Origin of the sequence: Legionella saoudiensis, from assembly GCF_001465875.1 — a bacterium.
Lineage (GTDB): Bacteria > Pseudomonadota > Gammaproteobacteria > Legionellales > Legionellaceae > Legionella > Legionella saoudiensis.
The window spans coordinates 173,865-196,414 of record NZ_LN901323.1 but is presented as its reverse complement, the minus strand read 5'-3'; the positions used below and the strand labels follow the sequence as shown (position 1 = coordinate 196,414).

Sequence of the window (22,550 nt, the reverse complement as noted above, 5' to 3'; positions counted from 1 at the left end):
CTAATCAGTTAAGAGCGTTTCATATAGGTTAACATCTTTGTCTTTTCTTCTTGGCTCAAATTGGGCCATATCTGTAATAACATACGCCCGGCTTGTCGTTCATTTTTAGCGACATGATGCATTTCCCAGGGAAGCTCCCCATTAAGATAAAGTACGACAATAAAAGCCGTTAAAATAGTGATTAACACTGCAAAAAAATTAAAACGTAGCTGAAAGCTTTGTAATAGCTTATTGCTTTTATGCACGGCATCATGAGCAGCTTGCTTCACCAATTCACAACTTTCATGAGCAATACGTTGAAATTGATCTGGAGAATAGGGACTTAATTGCTTGTTAAGATGTTGTATTAGTTGATCGCGATGCTGGGTAATTTGCGCTAAAGATTTGTCGGTTAATAGGCTGATGGATTCTTGTTGTTGCTGCAGGCGCAGCGCATGGCGTTCAATTTCTTGCCGCCACTCATCCATTTTTGCTTCAGCTAATTCAAAATAGGCAATAAATTCACGAGAATGCTGTAACAGTTCTTGGGCCCGAATCCAATTATCATCCTGATATTGTTCCATATTTTCCTCTTAGGTTCGGTTAATATAATTAAAATCAAATCAAACTGAGTAAACCCCAGGCAAATGGTCTAGAATTATGATGCTGACTTTTTATTTTATAGTGAATATATTCTTTTGGAAATCATGATTAATATATGAACAAACAATCCATTAGTTAATATTTCCTTAATTTATATTCATTAAAATGGACTTAAATTGATAATTAAGGGGCACGTTATGGTACGCGGTACTAGTGGATTCTTTAAAGCTCCTGTGGAAAATGCACAAAACCAGGGCAAAGAATACGAATATATTAATGTCGGAGGCGAGCAATTCCATGCTGTGGCCGTGGCATTAATTGATTATTTGCAAAATAACCTGCCTATTAATGATGCTGCTATAAAAAAAATATTAAGTCGATTTTATCAATATTTTCCTCAACATGTGACTAATGATGCTTATCTGACAACACCCAAAGAGCGGATGAGCCGATTACTTAGCAATTCCCGTAAGTCCGAATTAGTTGAATGTATGGCTTATGTATTACGCCAATTAACCGTTGATAAGTTATTTGAAGATCACTTAAATCTGATTTATCGCGATGTTTTTGCGAATTTGCCTCCAGATACGGCTAAAAGTTATTTACGTGATATGAAAACAGTTCTACCTCCAAGTTGCTTTAAAGGCTTTAGAGGATAGTTTAAACATAGCCATTACGTTCTCATTTAAAGAACCTGATCATGATCTTAGACGATGTGAGGGCGGGGCTGGTAAAGACCAACCAGCTCTTAGTTTACAAATACAAGGAAATAAATATTATCCTGAGGTAAAGCGCAAAGCTGATTTTACCTTTGTCGGGCAGTTAGCGATTAGCACGAAACCTACGCTAACGCCTCATGAGCAAGAAGGGAAAATGAATGATATTATGACCGCAATTTCTGCGGAAAATCGTGAACTTTTACATGCTTATGAGCAACAACGTAATGCGTTCTTAAGCATGGTGGCTGCTGGCGAGCTCTCTGCTACTCAGTTAAGGGATTTATATATTAGTTTCCTTCCAGAGCAGGAATATAATGCGCGCTTCATTACGCGCTTAGAGCAAAATGCACATCCAGTGATTAGCGCGGCACCGGTAAGTTCAGAAAAGCGAATGGTTCAATTATTAACCAATGCCTTGGCAAGCTGGGTGATCGCCGGCGCAGTTGATAAAGATAAGCTATTTGACCAGATAGAAAATGCCCCTGCGAGCAAAGTGGCCGTTCGTTCTCATTAATTATGAGGAATGGGTACCCGTATTAGACGAAGTCGTAATACGGGATATGGGAGCCAGCGTTAAATGAGCTATATAAATTAAAGAAAACCCTGCGCTTTCATCCATTCATCGGTGGCAAATTTAGACATGTAGTTTCGGATCGAATCAGGCAATATCACCAAGCATTTTTGTCCTTTTTTTAAGGTCTTGGCAGCTTGTAATGCACCCCACATTGCTGCGCCAGAAGACCCGCCAACTAATAAACCTTCATCACGCATCAGTTGTCTTGCTGTATGGAAAGAATTGATATCATTAGTTTTGATGTATTGATCAATTAACTCATTGTTTAATACATCAGGGAAGAAATCATAACCAATACCCTCTACGTGATAGGATTTAATTTCCGTGCCCCCACCTAGAATTGAGCCTTCTGGATCAATGCCGATAATTTTAATAGCAGGATTATATTCTTTTAGGCGCTTGGCGATTCCAGTAATGGTGCCACCCGTACCTACTCCGGCAACAACCATATGTAAGTCCATGCCGAAATCATCGATGATCTCTTGAGCGGTACCGCGATAATGAGCATTAGGGTTATTGACGTTGGCGTATTGATCTAAAATAAAGGAGTTGGGGATTTCAGCTTGTAATTTTTTAGCTAGAGAAATATGGCTGTCTGGATCATTGTAAGCAGCTTCAGTTGGAGTACGGTAGATCTTTGCGCCTAAACGTTCTAAAACGGATTGTTTCTCTTGGCTCATCTTCTCGGGCATAGTAATAATTACTTTATAGCCTAAAACTGCACCAGCCAGAGCAATACCAATGCCGGTATTACCTGACGTAGGTTCAATCAAGGTATAACCTGGTTTAATTACACCATCTTTTTCAGCATTAACGACCATTTCATAACCAATCCGATCTTTAACCGACCCCCCGGGATTAAAGAATTCACACTTAGCATACAGTTCACAATCTAATTCGTGGCCCAGGCGATTAATTTTTACAACAGGGGTGTTGCCAATGGTATGGAGAATATTCGGGTAAATCATGAGCGTAATCCTTTGGTAAGTGATAAATCTGTTCGATTATAGGGTGGTTATAAGAAAAAATAAAATCTTCTTATTTTTGGGTGGTGATTTTGACTTTTATCACTTATATTTAATAAGTTAATAAAAAAGCAGGGAGCAAATAATGATAAACTATAACTTAATTAAATGTGGTTTCTTGGGGGCTGCTTTAACTTTTGGTTTAACCGCATGCAGCTGGGATATGCAACGCCATGATCACGTAGATACTCGTTATGTGCCTATGGAACAACAGCATAAGAAAGTAGTACAACAACAGCATCGTAAGGCAAAGCCTGTACAAAAATCTTATGCCTCTAAAGATCCTACGCAAAAAGCAACACCTGGACCAGTGCGTAAAGCCGCACCACAAATTCCAGTAATTCAATAAGGCCTACCTTTAATGTTCCGCAGGTTGGCTGCGGAACGCTTCCAATTTAAAATTCCTTATGTATCAACCTTGTACTAAACTAATAATTAAATTGTATCAAGGAGTCTGCAATGGCGAATGTAGCAGAAGTATTAGTAGATACACTAAATAATGAGGGTGTAAAACGTATTTATGGCATTGTTGGCGATTCGTTAAACGGAATTACTAATGCTCTGCAACACTATAAAGACATTCAATGGGTTCATGTTCGCCATGAAGAGGCGGCGGCTTTTGCCGCTGGAGCTGAGGCCCAATTAACCGGAGAATTAACAGTTTGTGCGGGGAGTTGTGGTCCAGGTAATTTACATTTAATTAACGGACTTTATGATTGCCATCGCAGTAAGGTCCCGGTCTTAGCAATAGCAGCTCATATCCCTAGTGCGGAAGTCGGTAGTGATTATTTTCAGGAAACACATCCCAATATTTTATTTAAGGAATGCAGTTGCTTTTGTGAAGTTGTTAGTTCACCTGAACAAATGCCTCGCTTACTGAATATTGCCATTCAGACGGCTAAGGCTAAATCTGGAGTTGCCGTTTTGGTCATTTCTGGAGATGTGGCGTTGCAGCAAGCTCAATTTGAGGCCAGTAAAGAACGCATTGCCTGCGTGCATCCTAAAGTTATTCCTCCTGAACCGGTATTAACAGATATTGCTAACCGGCTTAATGCTGCTAAAAATATTACTGTTTTTTGTGGTATTGGTGCGGCAGATGCCCATGAAGAATTAATGCTATTATGCCATTCGCTCAAGGCGCCGGTGATTCATACTGTTCGTGGTAAACCATTTATTGAGCCGAATAATCCTTATGATGTAGGGATGACTGGATTTATCGGGTTTTCTTCTGGTTATCATGCCATGGAAGCCTGTGATACCTTACTTTTATTAGGGACTAGCTTTCCTTATCGCCAATTTTATCCGACTAAAGCCCAGATTATTCAAATTGATTTGCATGGTGAGCAATTAGGAAAACGAGTAGATATTGCCGTTGGCGCAGTTGGCGATGTCGCTTGCACCTTAAAGGCTTTAGCTCCTTTACTGGATACCAAAAATGACAGCAGTCATTTAGATAAAGCTCGAGCTCATTACCTTAAAGCGCGTCAAGGTTTAGATGCGTTGGCTACTCCTACACCGAACGATACGCCGTTACATCCGCAGTATTTGGCACATTGTATTAGTATGATTGCTGATGAAGATACCATTTTTACTGCCGATGTTGGCACACCCACGGTTTGGGCTGCCCGCTATTTAACTATGAATGGGCAAAGACGCTTGTTAGGCTCGTTTAATCATGGCTCTATGGCGAACGCGCTTTCCCAAGCCATCGGCGCGCAAGCCAGTTTCCCTGACCGCCAAGTAATTGCAATGTGTGGTGATGGTGGATTTTCTATGTTAATGGGCGATATTTTAACTTTAGTTCAGCATAAACTGCCAATTAAAGTGATTATCTTTAATAATGGGGCTTTAGGTTTTGTGGAAATGGAAATGCATGTGGGTGGCATGTTGGATTATGCGACCTCCTTAACAAATCCTAATTTTGCCGCCCTGGCCGAAGCTGTGGGGATTAAAGGGATTCGTGTAAACAGCGCTGAAACCTTAAGCAATGATTTACATACGGCTTTTGCTTATGATGGTCCGGTGGTTGTGGATGTGGCAGTACATCGTAATGAGTTAATTGTTCCTCCAAGCATTGAGGCTGCACAAGTTAAAGGCTTTAGCTTATATATGCTCAAAGCCATTATTAATGGCCAAGGGGATACTGTTTTGGATTTAATGAAAACTAATTTATGGCGTGGTGATTGAATTAAGAAACCGGGTGAACCCGTATTAGACTGCGCTAATACGGGCTACGCGTTTATATTCTAATCGCTAGCGATATTTGAGGGAGCGATTATCTTCCAATGGTTCCCGTAACAAAGAATCTTCAATTAATTCGTTGTTGGCATGTGAGCGTGATGTACGATTGCCAAAAAGAGTTGCTTTTTTGCCACTATTACGATGCAACTCATTGTGAGAAGTTTTGGCGTTCTTATCGTCTTTTTTCTCGACAGGTGTAAAGCTTTTTCCCATAATAAATCCTATAAAAATTAATATTAGTATCCTTTTTCCTAGCAATATGTAGCTAAGTCGAGCAACTATGCAATAGAACGATATTCAATTTCAAGAAATTTTTTAATTAGATAGAGGTCTGTCTCTAGGACGAATCGCTACGGGCGCGTATTTATCGAATTTGTAGGCCGTATTAGCACAAGCGTAATATGGCCTACGGCGTGGTGCGTCAAGCTACAACTTTCTTAAGTAAGAGCTATTAGTTGCAAACAAACCCAGGCTATGCATTACCTCAAGGTGCTACTCAGGGGCAATCATTTTTTCAGGTCGCACCAATTCTGCAAAACGCTCAGCAGTTAAATAACCTAGCTTCACTGCCGCTTCTTGCAAGGAGCAGTTGTCCTGATGTGCTGTTTTCGCAATTTTAGCTGCTTTATCATAGCCAATGTGCTGATTCAATGCGGTAACTAACATCAAGGAATGATGCAAGTAGTAATCAATCATGGTGCGATTAGGCTCAATACCTTCAGCACAAAACTCTTGGAATGAATGGCAGGTATCAGTTAATAAGTTAAGTGAGTGTAAGAAGTTAAAAATCATGACAGGCTTAAACACATTTAACTCAAAATTTCCTTGGCTGTCTGCAATGCCAATAGCGGTATCATTTCCCAACACTTGAGCACAGACCATAGTCATGGCTTCGCATTGCGTAGGGTTAACTTTACCAGGCATAATTGATGAACCAGGCTCATTTTCAGGAATAGTCAGTTCGCCAATTCCACAACGAGGACCGGAAGCCAGCCAACGAATATCATTGGCGATTTTCATTAGCGCGCAAGCTAGGGTTTTCATTGCACCATGTGCAAATACTAAGGGTTCATGAGAAGCAAGTGCTGCGAATTTATTTTCCGCACTAACAAAAGGCAATTTGGTGATTTGCGCAATATGCTCCGCTACCTTAGTGGCAAATTGCGGATGGGTATTTAAGCCAGTGCCCACTGCGGTACCGCCTGCAGCTAGCTCATATAATTCAGGAAGAACCTCTTCTAAACGTTTGATGCAGGCATCCAGTTGCGCCACATAGCCGGAAAATTCTTGGCCTAAAGTAATGGGTACCGCATCTTGCAAATGAGTGCGGCCAATTTTTACGATGTCTTTAAACGCCTCCATTTTTGCCGCAAATGCATTCCGTAAGTTTTTAACGGTAGGAAGTAATTTTTCATTCAACGCCACCGCTGCGGCAATATGCATTGCCGTTGGAAAGGTATCGTTTGATGATTGAGACATATTCACATGGTCATTAGGGTGAACAGGTGTTTTGCTTCCCATAACCCCACCAGCCATTTCAATTGCCCGGTTAGAAATCACTTCATTAGCATTCATATTTGATTGTGTGCCACTTCCTGTCTGCCAAACATGCAACGGAAAATGCGCATCTAATAAGCCTTTACTTACCTCATCCGCAGCTTTAACGATTAAATCAGCCTTATCTTGAGGTAACTTGCCTAAGTCCAAATTGGTTAGTGCGGCAGCTTTTTTTAAAATACCAAAAGCATGAGTCACTTCACGTGGCATAATGTCTTTGCCAATATTAAAGTGATGGAGCGAGCGCTCAGTTTGAGCTCCCCAATATTTATCCGCCGGAACTTCAATTTCCCCCATACTGTCTGATTCGATACGCATTGTGCTCATAGTATTCAGATTCCTCGCATTAAAAAAGGAAAAATTTTAACACAGGGATAATTATTCCGTATGTGGCTCTTGTAAAAAATCGGAAATAAATTAACTTAAGCGCATTATTAATGCCTTTAGGAATCTAATTAAAGTGAGAACCGTTCGTATTTATCAACCTGGCGATTATCAAAGTGGTCAGCTTTTAGAGTTATCGCCAGAGGCAAGTCAGCACGTGGGCATCGTTTTGCGTATGCAGGCAGGAGAGCCATTGACCCTTTTTTGCGGTGATAATCGCGAATTTGCTGCCACCATTCATACGGTGAAAAAGAAGCAGGTTATGGTCATGATTGATGCCATAGCTGAGGTGAATAAAGAGTCACCGCTACCCATTCATCTGGCGCAAGCAATTTCTAAAGGGGAGCGAATGGAGCTTGTCATGCAAAAGGCCGTGGAGTTGGGTGTCAGCAGTATTACCCCCATCATTACTGAACGTTGTGTGGTGAAATTAGATAAAGAACGCATGGCCAAAAAGCTACATCAGTGGCAATCTATAGTCATTGCTGCCTGCGAGCAATCTGGTCGTAATACGGTCCCTCAAGTTCATCAACCATTGAGTTTGGCGCAATATATTCAAGAAGTGCAGGCCGAATTGAAATTAATTTTGCATCCAGGTACTAGCAAAACCTGGCGGGATTATACCTTTGGCAAGGAGAATATTAGCTTGTTAATAGGGCCTGAGGGCGGATTAAGCAACGATGAAATGAGCATGGCCTGCGCCCAAGGATTCCAACCTTTATCTTTAGGACCAAGGATATTACGGACAGAAACTGCGGCGATTACTGTATTAAGTGTGTTGCAAGCTGTGGGCGGTGATCTATAATAGGTTGGATTAGGATTTGTTTTTGATCCTAAAGAATTCCAAATAACTGAGGTTTACACATGAGTGAACATATTAAAACGGTAACTGACGCAAGCTTTGATCAAGACGTGATTAATGCAAATAAGCCAGTATTAGTCGATTTTTGGGCTGAATGGTGTGGTCCTTGCCGTGCATTAACCCCTGTATTAGAAGAAGTGGCTGCAACTCATGGTGCAGATATTTCTTTTGCAAAAATTAATATTGATGAAAATCCACAAGCTCCAGCAAAATTCGGTGTAATGAGTATTCCTACACTGATTATATTTAAAAATGGCCAAGTGGAAGCAGTTAAAATGGGCTATTTATCCAAGTCTCAATTAAGTGCTTTTGTTGAAAGTCACGTTTAAATATTCATTATTCTTTATAAATAATGTTGGATCTTAATTTAAAGCTGTGATACTGTTTGTTTATGTGACATGCTGGAATATAGTCATGTTACATAAGCAGCAGAATCCTTAGCTGCCTTCTTAAACTATAAATTTTCTCGGATAAACCAATCTTAAACAACAAATCAAGTGAGAAGTATGAATCTTAGCGAACTTAAGCAATTGCCTATTGCCGATCTCTTTAACATCGCACAAGAGATAGGTGTCGAAAATCCTTCCCGTATGCGCAAACAAGAAATTATTTTTGCTATTCTTAAGGCTCATGCCTTAAAGGGAGCTGACATCCATGGCGATGGTGTTTTAGAAGTCCTGACTGATGGTTTTGGTTTCTTACGCTCTGCAGATGGTTCTTATTTGGCCGGTCCAGACGACATCTATGTATCGCCCAGTCAAATCAGACGTTTTGGTCTGCGTTCTGGTGATACAATTTCAGGAAAAATTCGTCCACCTAAAGACAGCGAACGTTATTTTGCTCTACTGAAAGTTGATGAAATTAACTATGATTCACCTGATAGCGCTAAGCGAAAAATTCTTTTCGAAAACCTCACTCCTTTATTTGCTTCCGAGCGCTTAGTTATGGAGCAGGGCAATGGCAGTACGGAAGATCTGACTGCACGTGTGGTGGATTTATGTGCTCCTTTTGGCCGTGGCCAACGTGGCTTGATTGTTTCTCCGCCCAAAGCGGGTAAAACATTAATGTTGCAAAACATTGCTCGTTCGATAGAAAAAAATTATCCAGAATGCTACCTCATCGTGTTATTAATTGATGAGCGTCCCGAGGAAGTTACTGAAATGCAACGCTCTGTTAAAGGAGAAGTGGTTGCCAGTACATTTGATGAGCCAGCCAACCGCCATGTTCAAGTTGCGGAAATGGTTATTGAAAAGGCCAAGCGTCTAGTTGAACATAAGCGTGACGTAGTTATTTTATTAGACTCGATTACTCGTTTAGCTCGCGCCTACAACACTGTGATTCCTTCTTCAGGAAAAGTATTAACCGGTGGGGTGGATGCGAACGCATTACAAAGACCTAAGCGTCTATACGGTGCTGCGCGTAACATTGAAGAAGGTGGTAGCTTGACTATTATTGCTACGGCTCTGGTTGATACCGGTTCTAAGATGGACGAAGTAATTTATGAAGAATTCAAGGGTACCGGTAACATGGAAATCCACTTGAGTCGTAACATTGCTGAGCGTCGTGTATTCCCTGCGATCAACATTAACCGCTCGGGTACTCGTCGTGAAGATCTCTTGTTAAGCCCAGAAGACCTACAACGTACTTGGATTCTACGTAAGATTCTCCAGTCTATGGATGAATGTGATGCAATTGAGTTCTTGCTTGAGCGCATGAAGAATCACAAGACCAACGCTGAATTCTTTGATGCAATGAAGCGTCAAGAGTAATTCATTTTATGTAGGTTGGGTTTTGGTCGAGGGTAAATTGCATTTAACCCTCTTCCCCGTTCTCTCCCGCGCAGATAGCGCCACGGTTTATGTTCCCTCGTTTGCGAAAGAAACTAGAGTTAGGGTTTGCTAATGATGCGGGAGAGAGCGGGGGAGAGGGTTTAGTCTACTCTACCCCTCAAGCCCCCTAATGCTTCAAGGGATTTTCCATGAAATACTCTGATCTAAGAGACTTTATTACTCAACTTGAATCACGTAATTTATTAAAACGTATCGATTATCCCGTTTCACCTTATCTGGAAATGACCACGGTAAGCGACCGTGTTTTACGCGCCGACGGTCCTGCTTTGCTCTTCACCAATACCAGCCATCATAAAATGCCTGTTTTAACTAATTTATTTGGCACTGTTGAACGTGTTGCCTTAGGTATGGGCGAAGAAAGCATCAGTGCGCTAAGAGAGGTAGGACAATTACTGGCAGCCTTAAAAGAACCGGAACCCCCGAAAGGATTTAAAGATGCATTTAATAAATTACCCTTGCTCAAGCAAGCCCTCCACATGGCTCCCAAAATGGTCAGTGGGGCTGAATGTCAAACCCATGTATGGGAAAAGGATGAAGTAGACTTAACCACTTTACCGATTCAAACCTGTTGGCCAGGCGATGCAGCCCCGCTAATCACCTGGGGCTTAGTTACCACTAAGGGTCCGCATCAAAGTCGTGAAAATATGGGCATTTACCGGCAGCAATTACTCAATAAAAAGCAATTAATTATGCGCTGGTTATCGCATCGTGGTGGTGCCCTGGATTATCAAGCATGGCAGCAAGCGTATCCCGGAGAGCGTTTTCCGATTGCGGTGACTCTGGGTGCAGATCCGGCAACAATTTTAGCGGCAGTGACCCCCATTCCGGATACTTTATCAGAATATGCATTTGCGGGCTTATTACGTGGCCAACGAACGCGTTTGACTCGTTGTATTGGTAATGATTTACATGTTCCTGCCAGTGCCGAAATTGTCTTGGAAGGCTATTTAGAGCCCGGAGTAGAAGCTCCTGAAGGACCTTATGGGGATCATACTGGTTATTATAATGAAGTACAGTCGTTCCCGGTTTTTACGGTCGAACGCATTACCCATCGTGAGCAGCCTATTTACCACAGTACCTACACCGGCCGACCACCAGATGAGCCGGCAATTTTAGGGGTTGCACTTAATGAAGTATTCATTCCTTTATTGCAAAAGCAATTCCCAGAAATTGTTGATTTTTATTTACCGCCTGAGGGTTGTTCCTATCGCTTAGCAGTAGTTACCATCAAAAAGCAATATCCGGGGCATGCAAAACGCATTATGATGGCGGTATGGTCTTTCTTGCGCCAATTTATGTACACTAAATTTGTTATTGTTTGTGATGACGATGTGGATGCTCGTAATTGGCAGGACGTGGTTTGGGCGATGACTACCCGCATGGATCCTGCGCGGGATACGGTAATGGTTGATAATACCCCCATTGATTATCTTGATTTTGCTTCGCCAGTTTCTGGTTTAGGTTCAAAAATGGGAATGGATGCTACCAATAAATGGCCTGGAGAAACTCAGCGCGAGTGGGGCGTTCCTATTGTGATGGATGAAGAAATATTAGCAAAAGTTAATGGGTACTGGTCGTTACTGGGGTTAGGTGAATGAGTAAAAATAACATCAAGGCCCAAGTCGAACAAATTACGCCTCTAACTGATAGTATTATGCAGTTGGTGTTAGTCCCTGAAAAATATGTGGATTATTATGCCGGGCAATATCTACAAATCATTCTTGGAAATGAAGCATTTAGTTACTCCATTGCCAATGCGCCCTTAGGGTCGCATCGCTATGAATTACACATTCGCCATAGTCAAGAAAATCCATACAATCAACGTTTATTTGCGCATATAAAAGAGCATGGTAGCGTTACTATAAACGTACCATTCGGAGATTGCTGTATTGAGCGTTTAGACAAGCAGCGACCCATATTATTTATTGCCGGAGGAACAGGCTTTGCTCCGATAAAGGCAATGATAGAACATTTATTGTCTAATGGAGACATACGTCCCTTTGAGCTTTATTGGGGGGCACGCCTGCAAAATGATTTGTATATGGATGAAAAAATCAATAGTTGGCAGAGTCATGTAGAGCGCTTTAACTATTTCTCAGCGCTTTCAGAGGAAAATTCGGATCCTCTGGTTTCTTTGGTTTTGTCCAGACATATACAGGATTTAGCAGATTGGCAAATTGTTATTAGCGGACCTTTTGATATGGTTTATAGCATCCGGGATACGTTAGTCGCGCGAGGAGCATCGCCCGAGTATTTATTTTCTGATGCCTTTAGTTTTGAAACGAAATAAGGAGAAGTTTCATGCAAACACTTTATGAGATTCTAGGATTAATTGGGGCTGGGTTGATTTTGTTCCTTCTCTACCGCTCAATCAAGGGTAATCCAGATCAGTTTAGTAGAGAAAATTTAAATAACAGTTTTTTTACTATGGGTGTGCTAGCGCTGGTACTCATAGGATTCATCGCCGTTTTAGTATTCACGCTACGCCATACGTAGCCTTGATGCACGTTAGTCTAATCTAAACCTTGATTAGCTAACGTGCATTAAAGTTTCAATACTAGTGTTTCGCATTAGGATGATGATACTGCCCTCCACGCTCTTTAAGATACATCGCCAAATTCGGATTATTAATCGGCAATTCACTGGTATCTTCCACAAGCATGCACTCCTCAACATAGGTCATTTGGTTACTATCATCCACCAATAAACGATACCATGGATTACGGGTGGTAAATTCCCGTTGTGGGGCTTGAGGGTTATAACGTCCTGAAGCTTGAAACAACGGATCTACATCAACAATAATCGCCCGATAGCGGCTGTGTTTGTGAATCACTAAATCCCCAATATTAAAGCGAGCTGTTTTATTCATTTGATGTCCCTTTTTTAGCGCCTTACATCAGATATCGGTCAAAATGAGTTTAACTTGAGTGCATCCTGGTTGTTTCCAACCAGGACTGATTTTTCCAGGAAAGCATAGCTTTTGGTAAGTAACCAAGCTACATTTAGCGGTTATACTGACGCGTTGCTTTCTCAGTTCTTTCGGGTTGCTCTTGATTGTTTCGTGAGGGTTGCTGCTTGTCTGCAAATAAGGTAGGTGATGTTCCCTGCTTTTGCTGCAAAATATTTTTTGCTGTTGCTAGTTCCTGAACTAAAGCACTGTGTTTGGCTCTGGCGCTAATGAGCTTTGCTCCGACCTCTGGCAAGAGTTTTTCACATGCAGCTTGGTGGTGAATTAAGTCTTTTCTTTGATTTCGTACACCGAGCTTATTCTGCTCTAGAATTACTTCCTCAAGCTCCCTGTTATTGTTTCGTGCTTCATTTATTTTTTGTTCATACAAATTAATGAGGCGGTCCATTGCAATGATTTTTCTGGGGGCTTTATCAATGACGATTTTTAGTAATCGATGCTCTTCGGCAAGACCCTGATAATAATCATCGGCGCTGCGGACTTGTTGTTCTAGCCGTGAAATTTTCTCATTAAGTTTTCCATCACTCATTTTATCACCAATAATTTGTCCAATTCATGATCAAATTATAGGCTAAAATCACCAAGTGAGTAGGCCACCATATTAAGTAGGTTGATATTTTAAATAAAATATATTGCCAAGATAATCCCCACCTCATAAAGCAAGCACAAGGGTACGGCAAGCATAATTTGCGAAAAAACATCCGGAGGAGTTAGTAACATGCCAATGATAAAAGCCGCTACAATGACATAAGGACGGATTTTTTTTAATGTATTCACATTAATGAGTTGCAAACGCACTAGCGTAAGACAAATCAAGGGTACTTGGAAACAGAGGCCAAAGAGCAAAAGTATTCGGGTGATAAAATCCAATGCATAGGCCATATCGGGCATATAACGTACCCCTTTAGGTAAGGCATGGATAAAAAATTGAAACATAAATGGTAGAACTAAATAATAACAAAAGGCCACTCCGGCGATAAACAGTAGAAGGCTCAAAATTAGGGCACTGCGCAAGGCTTGCTGCTCTTTTTGATATAATCCTGGACTAATAAAACGCCAGAGATGGAACAAGGCATAAGGTGCAGTTAAGAGCAAGGCGGCATCCGCGGCAAGCTTTAGCGGGGTAAACACCGGAGAGGCAATTTGGGTGGCAATTAAGTCATCTCCTGCCGAAAGCGTATGCAGTAGAGGGCTTACCAGTACTTGAAAGAGCTCATTTGCGAGGAAAAAAAAAGCGATAAAAAAAATAGCAAACCACAGCAGAATGAAAATGCTGCGACGGCGAAGTTCTAATAAGTGTGGCAGGATATTTGCTGACATAATTTGTGTAACCTTGCAGTAAACCTTGATAACGCTGCATCAAGGTTACAGGATGAATTATGCCTCTTCTAAGGCTTTGGCTTTTACCCCAGCACGCTCAGGGCGAGTTTCGCGAATCCGGTTAAATTGATCCACAAAAACTACCGTTGGATTTACCTGGGTACAATCTTCTTCCAAAACTTGTGAGAAGGTAGCAATAATGATTAGATCACCTGGGGTTACCAAATGTGCCGCAGCGCCATTCACACAAATATTTGTGGAGCCTGGCTCACCGGTAATTGCATAAGTTTCAAAACGTGTACCTGCAGTAACGTTCCAAACATTTACCGCCTCATAAGGAAGTATATTTGCCGCCTTCAGCAATTCAGGGGAAATCGTGATACTGCCTTCATAATCTAAATCAGCTTCGGTTACTGTAGCGCGATGTATTTTTGATTTTAACATTTTTCTATAGGCCATGATTCATCCTAATCTTATTCAGTGTGCTGAATTTTACTCCATATGGAGATTTATGCTAGGGTTAGGGCAATTAAATTGGCTAGGAAGCTTTAAAAAGATAATGTTGCCTGTCAAAATTTTAAGACAGCATTAGGAGCTGATCAACAAGGCCTCCGAGCGTTGGTAACGCTCAATATTGACCCTGTCCTCATATCCACTAAATGACTATCACTTTAGCCCATGTATTTTGCTCCTATCCCATAAGCAGGATATAATCCATTTTTATTTTTTTTGGGTGTCCTACAGTGAAGCACATTCCACGCAAACGTTTTGGGCAAAATTTTTTGCAAAGCCTGCATGTTATTGAGGATATCCTAGGCTCGATTAATCCACAGCCTGAAGATAATTTATTGGAAATCGGTCCTGGTTTGGGTGCGCTAACCATCCCCTTGTTACGACGCATTAAGCAATTAACTGTTGTCGAGATTGATACGGATTTGCAACAACATTGGTTGGATTACTCGGGGGCGGGTGGCCGCTTACACTTAATTTCTGCTGATGCGTTAACTGTTGATTATTCTCAATTTGGACCAAGATTACGGGTTATCGGTAATTTACCTTATAATATTTCCACTCCATTATTGATCCATTTGCTAGGTTTTGCCTCTTCAATAGAAGACATGCATTTTATGCTGCAAAAAGAAGTGGTGCAGCGAATGGCTGCTATTCCCGGAACCAAAAATTATGGACGTTTATCCGTAATGCTGCAGTACCATTGTGAAGTGGAATATTTATTTGATGTACCCCCACAAGCATTTGAACCACAGCCGAAAGTTGACTCTGCGGTGGTTCGTTTAGTACCACATCCAGTATCGCCATTTGAACCTGTTGCGGTGGAACAATTGGAGCGCTTGGTGGCTAGTGCCTTTGCTATGCGTCGTAAGACATTGAATAATAATTTAAAAGAGATAATATCCGCGGATCAGCTAAATGATTTGGGCATAGATGGAAGTAAGAGGCCAGAACAAATTTCCGTCTCTGAATATGTCCAACTAGCGAAATTTATTTCCAATTAGTGTAAAATTAATAATTAGGAAAAAAGATTTGTAATTATTCGCCATACTATTTGGGAATTAATACTTCGCTAAAGCTGAATAGTTACTTAACTTAAAGTATGGAGTCATTAATCATTATGGAGATGGCTTTGTTTCATCGAGAGCGTAAAAATTCTTTGTCTTTGCAAAGAAAATCTATAAAAGATTTAACCCGCATTGTAACTGCCGGTCAGTTTTTAGCTGAGGAACGTCGACAAGTATTATTAAAAAAAATACGTGTGCTTACTCATCTTGAATTGTCTCGTTATGAGAGTTTGTGCACCCGACTCCTTGAAAATTTAGTTTATTATTGCCAAAGCTTACCGGAAACGGCAAACAGCTATTATTCACAACCTGGCGGCTTGGTTGATCATGCGTTAAATCGAACTGAGGCAGCGCTAAGCTTGTTCCAGGAATTTATGGTGCAGGAGCCAATGGGTACTGTATCTGAAGAGCAAATGCTTTGGCAATATGCTTTGTATTCTGCTGCAATTTTACAAGGGATCGGGAAACTTTTTATTGATTATCGCGTTAACTTATTTGATAGCAATGGCCAATTGTTACGAGAGTGGAACCCACTGCTAGATAGTATGGGAAGCGTGGGGCAATTTTACTCTTATGAATTTCAAAAGGAATCAGAGGTTGAGCTGCGTCGCCGCATTAATTTATTGCTTGCGAGAGCGCTCATGCCTACCAGTGGTTTTTCCTGGATTGCCTCGAATGGAGAAGTACTTGCTGTCTGGTTAGCTTTATTAAATGAAGATGAGCGTTCAGCGGGAACTTTGGGTGCTATCTTGATTCGTGCAGATGCAATTGCTATCCAGCGTTATTTTACCGAGCATATGTTACGCACTAGCATGCAAAATCCCTCAGGCCGTTATGGACGCGCAGGAACTTTTAGCGGTGGTGTGCCTGAGACGCTTTTAGAAAAAGAGCAAGCTGCAGGGCTGGAGTTTTTAGAATGGTTCATTAAATCCTTAGATGAAGGTCGTATTATGATTAATAAAGCACCTTTGTTTATGGTTCCTGGCGGTATGTTGATGTGTCAGGAAATGTTCCAGCTCTTTGTGCGTGAGCATCCTGAGTACAAGAATTGGCAGGCAATACAAAATGGTTTTCTTTCTTTAGGCCTACACAGTCGTAATGCCGACGGTAGTGTGCTAAATCGCTTTGAACAAATACAAAATCAGCAAATGCAAAGTGGCATCGTCTTTTCTAAATATACCATTGCATTACCTGGTTCAGTAAAGGTCCAGCATCTATCTGGTAAAGTAGAAACTATGTCGGCGATGGAATTAGTTAATAAGGCACAATATCATACTCATTTGACCCAGCAACAAAATGCTGCAACAGCGCCTGCGTTACAAAAGTTAAATGCAGCAGGCCAATGGCAAGTGGTTGAAAATATGGGAAATGGCTTACGACCAGGAGCAAAAAACGGTGCCTGATTATGCCATTGGTGACATCCAAGGATGCTATGACCCTTTACAGCGACTCTTGGAGTTTATTGATTTTGATGAAAAAAAAGATCGTTTATGGTTTGTAGGGGATTTGGTAAATCGTGGTCCTCAATCATTGGCGGTATTACGTTTTGTCAATACCTTACCTTTAGCGCCCCGGATAACTTTAGGCAATCATGACTTACATTTACTAGGCTCTTTATTTGGCGAAAAGCCTTGGAAGGGCCATGATGATACCATCCAAGAGGTTTTAGATGCTCCGGATGGAGAAGAGTTAGGACATTGGTTAAGGAAACAGTCGATCTTATATTATTCGGCGGAACTTAATTTGGTCATGACTCATGCCGGCATTGCTCCAATGTGGAACTTGCCTAAAGCCATGCAACTGGCCCATGAGCTGGAGGAAGTGCTTGCGGGAGATAATTATCAAGAATTTTTGTCGCAGATGTATGGAAATAAACCATCTATTTGGTCTGATGACTTAAGTGGTGTGGCACGTTTGCGGGTGATTACCAATTATTTTACCCGCATGCGTTTTTGTGATGCAGAGGGTGGGCTTAATTTAAGCTATAAAGGGACAGTTGCTGCAGCCCCAGCAGATGTTTATCCTTGGTATGCTGTGCCTAACCGTCAGGAGCTTGATGCCGAAATTGTTTTTGGACATTGGGCTGCTCTTATGGGGCAATGCCCTAATCCTAACATTCACGCCATCGACACGGGATGTCTTTGGGGAGGACAATTAACCGCTTTACGTTTGCAGGATAAGCAGCGATTTGCCGTTTGGAACAAGAATAAATGAGTAAACCAATGAGCAGATTCTCGTTATTTTTGTTAAGTACATTACTTAGCCTCCCCATTGGTGCCGTAACAACTATAGGGGATAAGCAGCAGCTAAAGCAGGCCGAAGAACGTTTAGAACAGGCCATTGCCAGACCTGAGTTTATGCTTAAAAATTGGATTGAGCTACCGACCTCTCCAGCGGCACGTAAGAAAGCGATTCACCGGTTAAGCCTGCGGGAAGCCATTCTGCTTGCTTTGCGCTACAACCCCAATATCCGCAATGCAGAGTTGGATCGAGTGGTACAGCGCTATCAATTACGCTTAGCCAATAATGAGTTTGAAGTCCAATATGCTTTAGGGGCTTCTGGAGTAATCCAAAAAAGCCGATTTAGTGGTATTGGTTCAGATACTACGCATAGTATTATCGCCAGTCCTGAATTTAATTTACGCAATAAAGTGGGTACGAAGGCCAGTCTGAATATCGACAACAATGTGTCTAGGGATAACAACTTTAGCCCTGTTTTGAATTTTTCCCTCACCCAACCTTTGCTGCGCGGGTTTGGTCGAGAGGTAAATGAAGCGGCATTATTAAATGCACTTGATACCGAATGGTTAAATAAACTTAGCCTCCGGCAATCGGTATCGGATCAAATTACCCAGGTAATTATGGCCTATCGCTCTTTGATCCTTAGTGGCAACAATCTGCAAAACCAGCGTTTGCAATTAAAAGAAGCCCAAAAGTCGCATGAAATTAATGAAAAGAAGATTGAGGCAGGACAGTTGGAACCTACGGCTAACATTCAGCAATCTTATCAAATTGAGTCGTTGAGCTTAATGGTTGAACAAGGCGAGAATGATTTTCAAACCGCAACTCAGGATTTATTACAGGCGATAGGCCTTGATCCGGAAACGCATTTGTCGGTGCCAAGTGATGTGGTCATTGAGGAAATTGTGGTTCCTGATTTAAAGAAAACAATCGAACAGGCGTTGGCGCATAATACGTTATATTTAGCACAAAAGCTGGCCCTGCGCGCGGATGAGCGAGCCTATAAAATTGCAAAAAACCAACAGCTTTGGCAAGTGGATTTAGGAGCGAATGTACAAACCGGTACAGTAAATGATGTTACTGGAAAAGAAGGGGGCTTTCGCGGCCTTTACAATGGACATAATGTAACGGAGGCGGCACGTTTGACCGTGACCGTTCCTTTAAATGATGTAAGTCGGCGTAGCCAATTAATTAATGCGAAAATACGCCTGGAAAAAGATAGGCTTAATTTAATTGCTGCTCGAAGAGCCTTGATTACCAATATTACGAATGCCATTAATAACATTAGAAGTCTAGCCAGACGCTACCAGTTAGCGCAAAAGCAGGTGAAATTAGCGGAACAATCTTATGCTTTGGAAAAGAAAAAGCAACAAGCAGGAATTGCTACTGCTTTGGATGTTAATAATACGCAAAATCAATTAATTCAGGCGCAAGTGGGATTAATTAATGCCAAAGTTGCTTATCTTAATCAAATTTCAGCATTACAACGTACTCTGGGAACCACATTGGAACACTGGAATATTAAACTTAGGTATGGTGGATGAATAAATATTTAAATCTATGGCAAATTGCCATCTTAATCATAATTAGCCTAGTTCTGTCTGCTTGTGGCCATCAGAAACAGCAAAAAGCAGACAGCACTCATCGTTTTGAAGTCAAAACGCAAACGCTGCATAAAAATTTGCATTTTACGGGCACCATTCAGCCCTTACATGAAAGCACCATTACTAGCCCCATGGAGGCGGTAGTAGAAACAATGGATTTTCATTATGGGCAAATGGTTAACGAAGGCGAGGTCATTTTGACCTTAAACTCGATGGAGCTGCAAAAGCAATTTAATGAAACCTTAACTGATTATTTAAAAGCAAAAGACAGTTACACCATTGCTAAGGCCAAATTTTCTGGTACTCAAGACTTATGGGATGCGGGTTTATTGGCTAAAAATAATTATCTTAGTGAAAAGTCCAATATGGATACCGTGCGCGTGACGCTCATGCAGTCGACGCGTAAGCTTAAAGAGATGCTAGAAAAAGTAGATGAACGCAATGCGAAAAAAATGTCGGCTTTAAGTTTGGCGAATTTTGACAAGGTACGTGCGATTTTAGCAGCACAGCATAATTTAATTCGTTTGAAAGCGCCAAGTAAAGGCGTTTTACTGTACCCGCCGAAAACGGGCGAAGATAAAACCACTCGCATTACTGTAGGGGCTTCAGTTAAAGCAGGACAAGTAATCGCCTTGATTGGAGATTTATCCGGGATTAGTATAGAAATTGAAGTCCCCGAAATTGACATTTCTCAGATCCATACTGGCATGAAAGCCAACATTAGCGGCATTGCTTTTGGAAAGCACCCACTCCAGGGAGAATTGGTTGCTGTTAATGCGCAGGCCTCAAATACTAGCAACGGCTTGCCCTTCTTTACTGCCGTAGTGGAGGTAAAGTCGCTGACCCCAGAGCAGCAACGTTTGATTAAAGTAGGGATGAGTGCGTCAATTGAGCTTAATGTGGATGGTGGTAAGCAGTTAATTATTCCCATTGCCGCCATCAAAAGAGAAAAAGGCCAAAATATAGTAATGGTGCAAAACAGCGCCTCTGGAGCTTTAGAAAAACGCATAATTACTACAGGAGCCGCGCAAGCTGATACGGTTGTTGTCGAAACTGGCTTAAAAGTAGGGGACGTGGTGGTTTATGAGTAGGCAGTCTTCATCGGCAAAGCCTTTAATGAGTCTGAGCAATATTGTAAAGACTTATCACCTTGAAGGAATTAGCTCAACCGTACTAAAAGAAGTTTCCCTTAGTGTTTCTGAAGGGGACCTACTTGCCATTGTCGGGGCTTCCGGCTCAGGCAAGTCGACCTTAATGAATATCATTGGTTTATTAGATAAGGCGGATGCGGGAACTTATTTGCTTAACGAACGTAATGTATCGATATTAAGCGATGATGAATTAGCGAATGTACGTAATCAGCATATAGGTTTTGTGTTTCAACAATTTAATTTATTACCCCGTTTTAATGCCATGCAAAATGTGGCTCTGCCTTTAATCTATCGGGGCACTCCCAGCACGGAAATTAATGATAAGGTTTTAGCCGCTTTAGAGCATGTGGGAATGGCACGTTATGCCCACCACCGCCCGTCGCAATTATCAGGTGGGCAGCAACAGCGGGTAGCGATTGCACGTGCGTTGGTGACGGAGCCGCAGGTAATTTTAGCCGATGAGCCTACCGGGGCTTTGGATTCACGTACCGGTACGGAAGTGATGAATTTATTTTTAAATTTGCATGCCCAAGGTCGCACGATCATTATGATTACCCATGATGAACACATTGCTTCTTTATGTGCACGGCAAATTACTATAGCTGACGGGCAAGTGGTGGCGGAGCATTCGCAATGAACTTAAAGCGTCTATTCCAACAGGCGGTGGTTAATTTAACTGCAGCAAAATTACGTTCCTTTTTAGCGGTTTTAGGAATTTTAGTGGGCACTGCCGCCGTAGTTGCTTTGATCAGTTGCGGGCAATTAGCCACAGAAAAAGCCCTAGCGCAATTTAAAGCCTTGGGAACCGATTTATTAGCGGTTGCTGTTTATCAAAAGGAGCCAAGTAAATCTCCAAGCCATGCAGATACCTTATCAATTGATCAATGGCAACAGCTCTCCGAGTTTATCCCTTATATTAAAGACATTGCCCCCTACAGTACGGCGTTTCAGCCACTTAGCTTTCAGGGGAAAACCATGCAGGGAGCGCTGATTGGTGCGGATGAGCATTTAGCGAAAATAATTAAAATTAAGTTGGCTCAAGGACATTTTGTCTCTTTTGTGGAGTCCTTTGAGCATTATTGTGTGATTGGTGATGGTTTGGCTCAGCAAATTAAACAAATTAGTTTTGATAATCCAATTGGCAAACAGATACGCATAGGCCATTCTCTTTATACCATTATTGGGATTGCTGAACGTTGGAAGGAAAATGGTTTTTTTAATGAAGATGTGAATCAGGCAGTGATTATTCCGTTGGCAGGTATGAATTTAGTGAGCAAAGATGCCAGAATAAACAATGCAGTATTGGAGTTAAAAGCCGATAGCCCTATTGATCAAATCATTAGCGATATAAAGCAACTTATTAACTCATTTTCCCCCAAACTTAGTGTATTTCCACGCAGTGCCAAACAAATTATTGCGAGCATGGAGAGTCAGGGCCATATTTTTACGTTATTACTTGGCGTTATTGGTGGAATTTCTTTGTTGGTTGGGGGAATTGGCGTCATGAATGTCATGCTGGTTTCCGTCAGTGAGCGCAAAAAAGAAATTGGTATTCGCAAAGCGGTAGGTGCGCGCAATAGCGATATCCAAGCTTTATTTTTAGCCGAATCAGTCATGCTTTCTTTAGTGGGAGGCATTTTAGGGGTGCTGCTCGGTTTAATTTTCACCTGGATTGTTGCCTATTTTAGCGCCTGGAATTTTACCATCTACATTTTACCGCCTTTGGCCGGCTTTATGGTTTCGGCCGCCACTGGCATTTTCTTTGGTTTCTATCCCGCACGTCGTGCCTCCAAATTAGAACCCGTAGTCTCCTTGCGCAGTGAATAATAGAGCCAGCTGGATAACGCTTACTTTATCGGAAGGGTAGCCGTATTACGCTGCGCAATACGGGCTAT

The 22,550-nt window shown here is 41.6% G+C and carries 25 protein-coding genes; 17 read left to right on the top strand and 8 right to left on the bottom strand.

The annotated features are described in order from the left end of the window. Positions 1 to 8: 8 nt before the first annotated feature. Positions 9 to 563, bottom strand: a complete 555-nt coding sequence (locus BN3124_RS07345) for a hypothetical protein (protein WP_058534150.1) — start codon at positions 561 to 563, stop codon at positions 9 to 11. A 216-nt stretch (positions 564 to 779) separates the two neighbouring features. On the opposite strand from BN3124_RS07345, the gene BN3124_RS07340 reads away from it, so the two are divergent. Together BN3124_RS07340 and BN3124_RS17180 are read left to right on the top strand one after the other, a co-directional pair. Continuing rightward, a complete protein-coding gene (locus tag BN3124_RS07340; protein WP_196398910.1) occupies positions 780 to 1,241 on the top strand; it encodes a transposase in 462 nt (153 codons plus the stop codon). A 214-nt stretch (positions 1,242 to 1,455) separates the two neighbouring features. Then, entirely contained in the window at positions 1,456 to 1,815 is a 360-nt protein-coding gene (locus BN3124_RS17180; protein WP_196398909.1) for a hypothetical protein, read from the top strand. Between the two features lie 77 nt (positions 1,816 to 1,892). On the opposite strand, the gene BN3124_RS07335 is transcribed toward BN3124_RS17180, so the two are convergent. After that, positions 1,893 to 2,843 carry a pyridoxal-phosphate dependent enzyme gene (locus BN3124_RS07335; protein ID WP_058534149.1) on the bottom strand — a complete coding sequence of 317 codons (951 nt, stop codon included), beginning with the start codon at positions 2,841 to 2,843 and terminating at the stop codon, positions 1,893 to 1,895. Positions 2,844 to 2,985: 142 nt separating this feature from the next. Between BN3124_RS07335 and BN3124_RS07330 the strand changes: the two genes are divergently transcribed. Together BN3124_RS07330 and poxB are read left to right on the top strand one after the other, a co-directional pair. Further along, positions 2,986 to 3,249 carry a hypothetical protein gene (locus BN3124_RS07330; RefSeq protein WP_058534148.1) on the top strand — a complete coding sequence of 88 codons (264 nt, stop codon included), beginning with the start codon at positions 2,986 to 2,988 and terminating at the stop codon, positions 3,247 to 3,249. A gap of 110 nt (positions 3,250 to 3,359) precedes the next feature. Beyond that, positions 3,360 to 5,087, top strand: a complete 1,728-nt coding sequence (poxB, locus tag BN3124_RS07325) for a ubiquinone-dependent pyruvate dehydrogenase (protein ID WP_058534147.1) — start codon at positions 3,360 to 3,362, stop codon at positions 5,085 to 5,087. Positions 5,088 to 5,153: 66 nt separating this feature from the next. Here poxB and BN3124_RS07320 read toward each other — a convergent pair whose 3' ends face one another. Both BN3124_RS07320 and fumC read right to left on the bottom strand, forming a co-directional pair. Beyond that, entirely contained in the window at positions 5,154 to 5,354 is a 201-nt protein-coding gene (locus BN3124_RS07320) for a hypothetical protein (protein WP_058534146.1), read from the bottom strand. A 279-nt stretch (positions 5,355 to 5,633) separates the two neighbouring features. Continuing rightward, positions 5,634 to 7,025 carry a class II fumarate hydratase gene (gene fumC, locus BN3124_RS07315; protein ID WP_058534145.1) on the bottom strand — a complete coding sequence of 464 codons (1,392 nt, stop codon included), beginning with the start codon at positions 7,023 to 7,025 and terminating at the stop codon, positions 5,634 to 5,636. Positions 7,026 to 7,158: 133 nt separating this feature from the next. Between fumC and BN3124_RS07310 the strand changes: the two genes are divergently transcribed. The 6 genes from BN3124_RS07310 (at position 7,159) to BN3124_RS07285 (ending at position 12,290) form a co-directional block, all read left to right on the top strand. After that, positions 7,159 to 7,887, top strand: a complete 729-nt coding sequence (locus tag BN3124_RS07310) for a 16S rRNA (uracil(1498)-N(3))-methyltransferase (protein ID WP_058534144.1) — start codon at positions 7,159 to 7,161, stop codon at positions 7,885 to 7,887. A 59-nt stretch (positions 7,888 to 7,946) separates the two neighbouring features. Continuing rightward, on the top strand, positions 7,947 to 8,273 hold the full coding sequence (trxA, locus tag BN3124_RS07305; RefSeq protein ID WP_058534143.1) for a thioredoxin: 327 nt from the start codon (positions 7,947 to 7,949) through the stop codon (positions 8,271 to 8,273). Between the two features lie 177 nt (positions 8,274 to 8,450). Continuing rightward, positions 8,451 to 9,713, top strand: a complete 1,263-nt coding sequence (gene rho / locus BN3124_RS07300) for a transcription termination factor Rho (protein ID WP_058534142.1) — start codon at positions 8,451 to 8,453, stop codon at positions 9,711 to 9,713. 209 nt (positions 9,714 to 9,922) lie between these two features. Beyond that, positions 9,923 to 11,392 (top strand): 4-hydroxy-3-polyprenylbenzoate decarboxylase, encoded by a 1,470-nt coding sequence (ubiD, locus tag BN3124_RS07295; RefSeq protein ID WP_058534141.1) that lies wholly within the window; start codon positions 9,923 to 9,925, stop codon positions 11,390 to 11,392. Next, a complete protein-coding gene (locus BN3124_RS07290; RefSeq protein WP_058534140.1) occupies positions 11,389 to 12,084 on the top strand; it encodes an NAD(P)H-flavin reductase in 696 nt (231 codons plus the stop codon). Before ubiD ends, BN3124_RS07290 begins: the two co-directional genes overlap by 4 nt. Before the next feature lie 11 nt (positions 12,085 to 12,095). Continuing rightward, positions 12,096 to 12,290, top strand: a complete 195-nt coding sequence (locus BN3124_RS07285) for a hypothetical protein (protein ID WP_058534139.1) — start codon at positions 12,096 to 12,098, stop codon at positions 12,288 to 12,290. Between the two features lie 61 nt (positions 12,291 to 12,351). Here BN3124_RS07285 and hspQ read toward each other — a convergent pair whose 3' ends face one another. The 4 genes from hspQ to panD form a co-directional block, all read right to left on the bottom strand. Then, on the bottom strand, positions 12,352 to 12,663 hold the full coding sequence (gene hspQ / locus BN3124_RS07280) for a heat shock protein HspQ (protein ID WP_058534138.1): 312 nt from the start codon (positions 12,661 to 12,663) through the stop codon (positions 12,352 to 12,354). A 133-nt stretch (positions 12,664 to 12,796) separates the two neighbouring features. Further along, a complete protein-coding gene (locus tag BN3124_RS07275) occupies positions 12,797 to 13,291 on the bottom strand; it encodes a hypothetical protein (protein WP_058534137.1) in 495 nt (164 codons plus the stop codon). An 89-nt stretch (positions 13,292 to 13,380) separates the two neighbouring features. Then, positions 13,381 to 14,070, bottom strand: coding sequence for a twin-arginine translocase subunit TatC (tatC, locus tag BN3124_RS07270; protein ID WP_149865236.1), 690 nt, complete (start codon positions 14,068 to 14,070; stop codon positions 13,381 to 13,383). Between the two features lie 69 nt (positions 14,071 to 14,139). Next, positions 14,140 to 14,541 (bottom strand): aspartate 1-decarboxylase, encoded by a 402-nt coding sequence (gene panD, locus BN3124_RS07265; RefSeq protein ID WP_058534135.1) that lies wholly within the window; start codon positions 14,539 to 14,541, stop codon positions 14,140 to 14,142. Positions 14,542 to 14,825: 284 nt separating this feature from the next. Between panD and rsmA the strand changes: the two genes are divergently transcribed. From rsmA to BN3124_RS07230, 7 genes are all read left to right on the top strand, one after another. After that, positions 14,826 to 15,596 (top strand): 16S rRNA (adenine(1518)-N(6)/adenine(1519)-N(6))-dimethyltransferase RsmA, encoded by a 771-nt coding sequence (rsmA, locus tag BN3124_RS07260; protein WP_058534134.1) that lies wholly within the window; start codon positions 14,826 to 14,828, stop codon positions 15,594 to 15,596. A 116-nt stretch (positions 15,597 to 15,712) separates the two neighbouring features. Then, positions 15,713 to 17,062: a conjugal transfer nickase/helicase domain-containing protein gene (locus tag BN3124_RS07255; protein ID WP_058534133.1), complete on the top strand. Its 1,350-nt coding sequence runs from the start codon at positions 15,713 to 15,715 to the stop codon at positions 17,060 to 17,062. Beyond that, a complete protein-coding gene (locus tag BN3124_RS07250; protein ID WP_058534132.1) occupies positions 17,055 to 17,873 on the top strand; it encodes a symmetrical bis(5'-nucleosyl)-tetraphosphatase in 819 nt (272 codons plus the stop codon). The genes BN3124_RS07255 and BN3124_RS07250 overlap by 8 nt, the downstream gene beginning before the upstream one ends. Positions 17,874 to 17,881: 8 nt before the next feature. Then, entirely contained in the window at positions 17,882 to 19,444 is a 1,563-nt protein-coding gene (locus BN3124_RS07245; RefSeq protein ID WP_058534131.1) for a TolC family protein, read from the top strand. Next, entirely contained in the window at positions 19,441 to 20,595 is a 1,155-nt protein-coding gene (locus BN3124_RS07240) for an efflux RND transporter periplasmic adaptor subunit (RefSeq protein ID WP_058534130.1), read from the top strand. The genes BN3124_RS07245 and BN3124_RS07240 overlap by 4 nt, the downstream gene beginning before the upstream one ends. Further along, complete coding sequence (locus BN3124_RS07235; protein WP_230849116.1) at positions 20,588 to 21,292, top strand: ABC transporter ATP-binding protein; 705 nt, start codon at positions 20,588 to 20,590, stop codon at positions 21,290 to 21,292. The genes BN3124_RS07240 and BN3124_RS07235 overlap by 8 nt, the downstream gene beginning before the upstream one ends. Beyond that, complete coding sequence (locus tag BN3124_RS07230; RefSeq protein ID WP_058534129.1) at positions 21,289 to 22,482, top strand: ABC transporter permease; 1,194 nt, start codon at positions 21,289 to 21,291, stop codon at positions 22,480 to 22,482. Before BN3124_RS07235 ends, BN3124_RS07230 begins: the two co-directional genes overlap by 4 nt. Positions 22,483 to 22,550 lie beyond the last annotated feature (68 nt).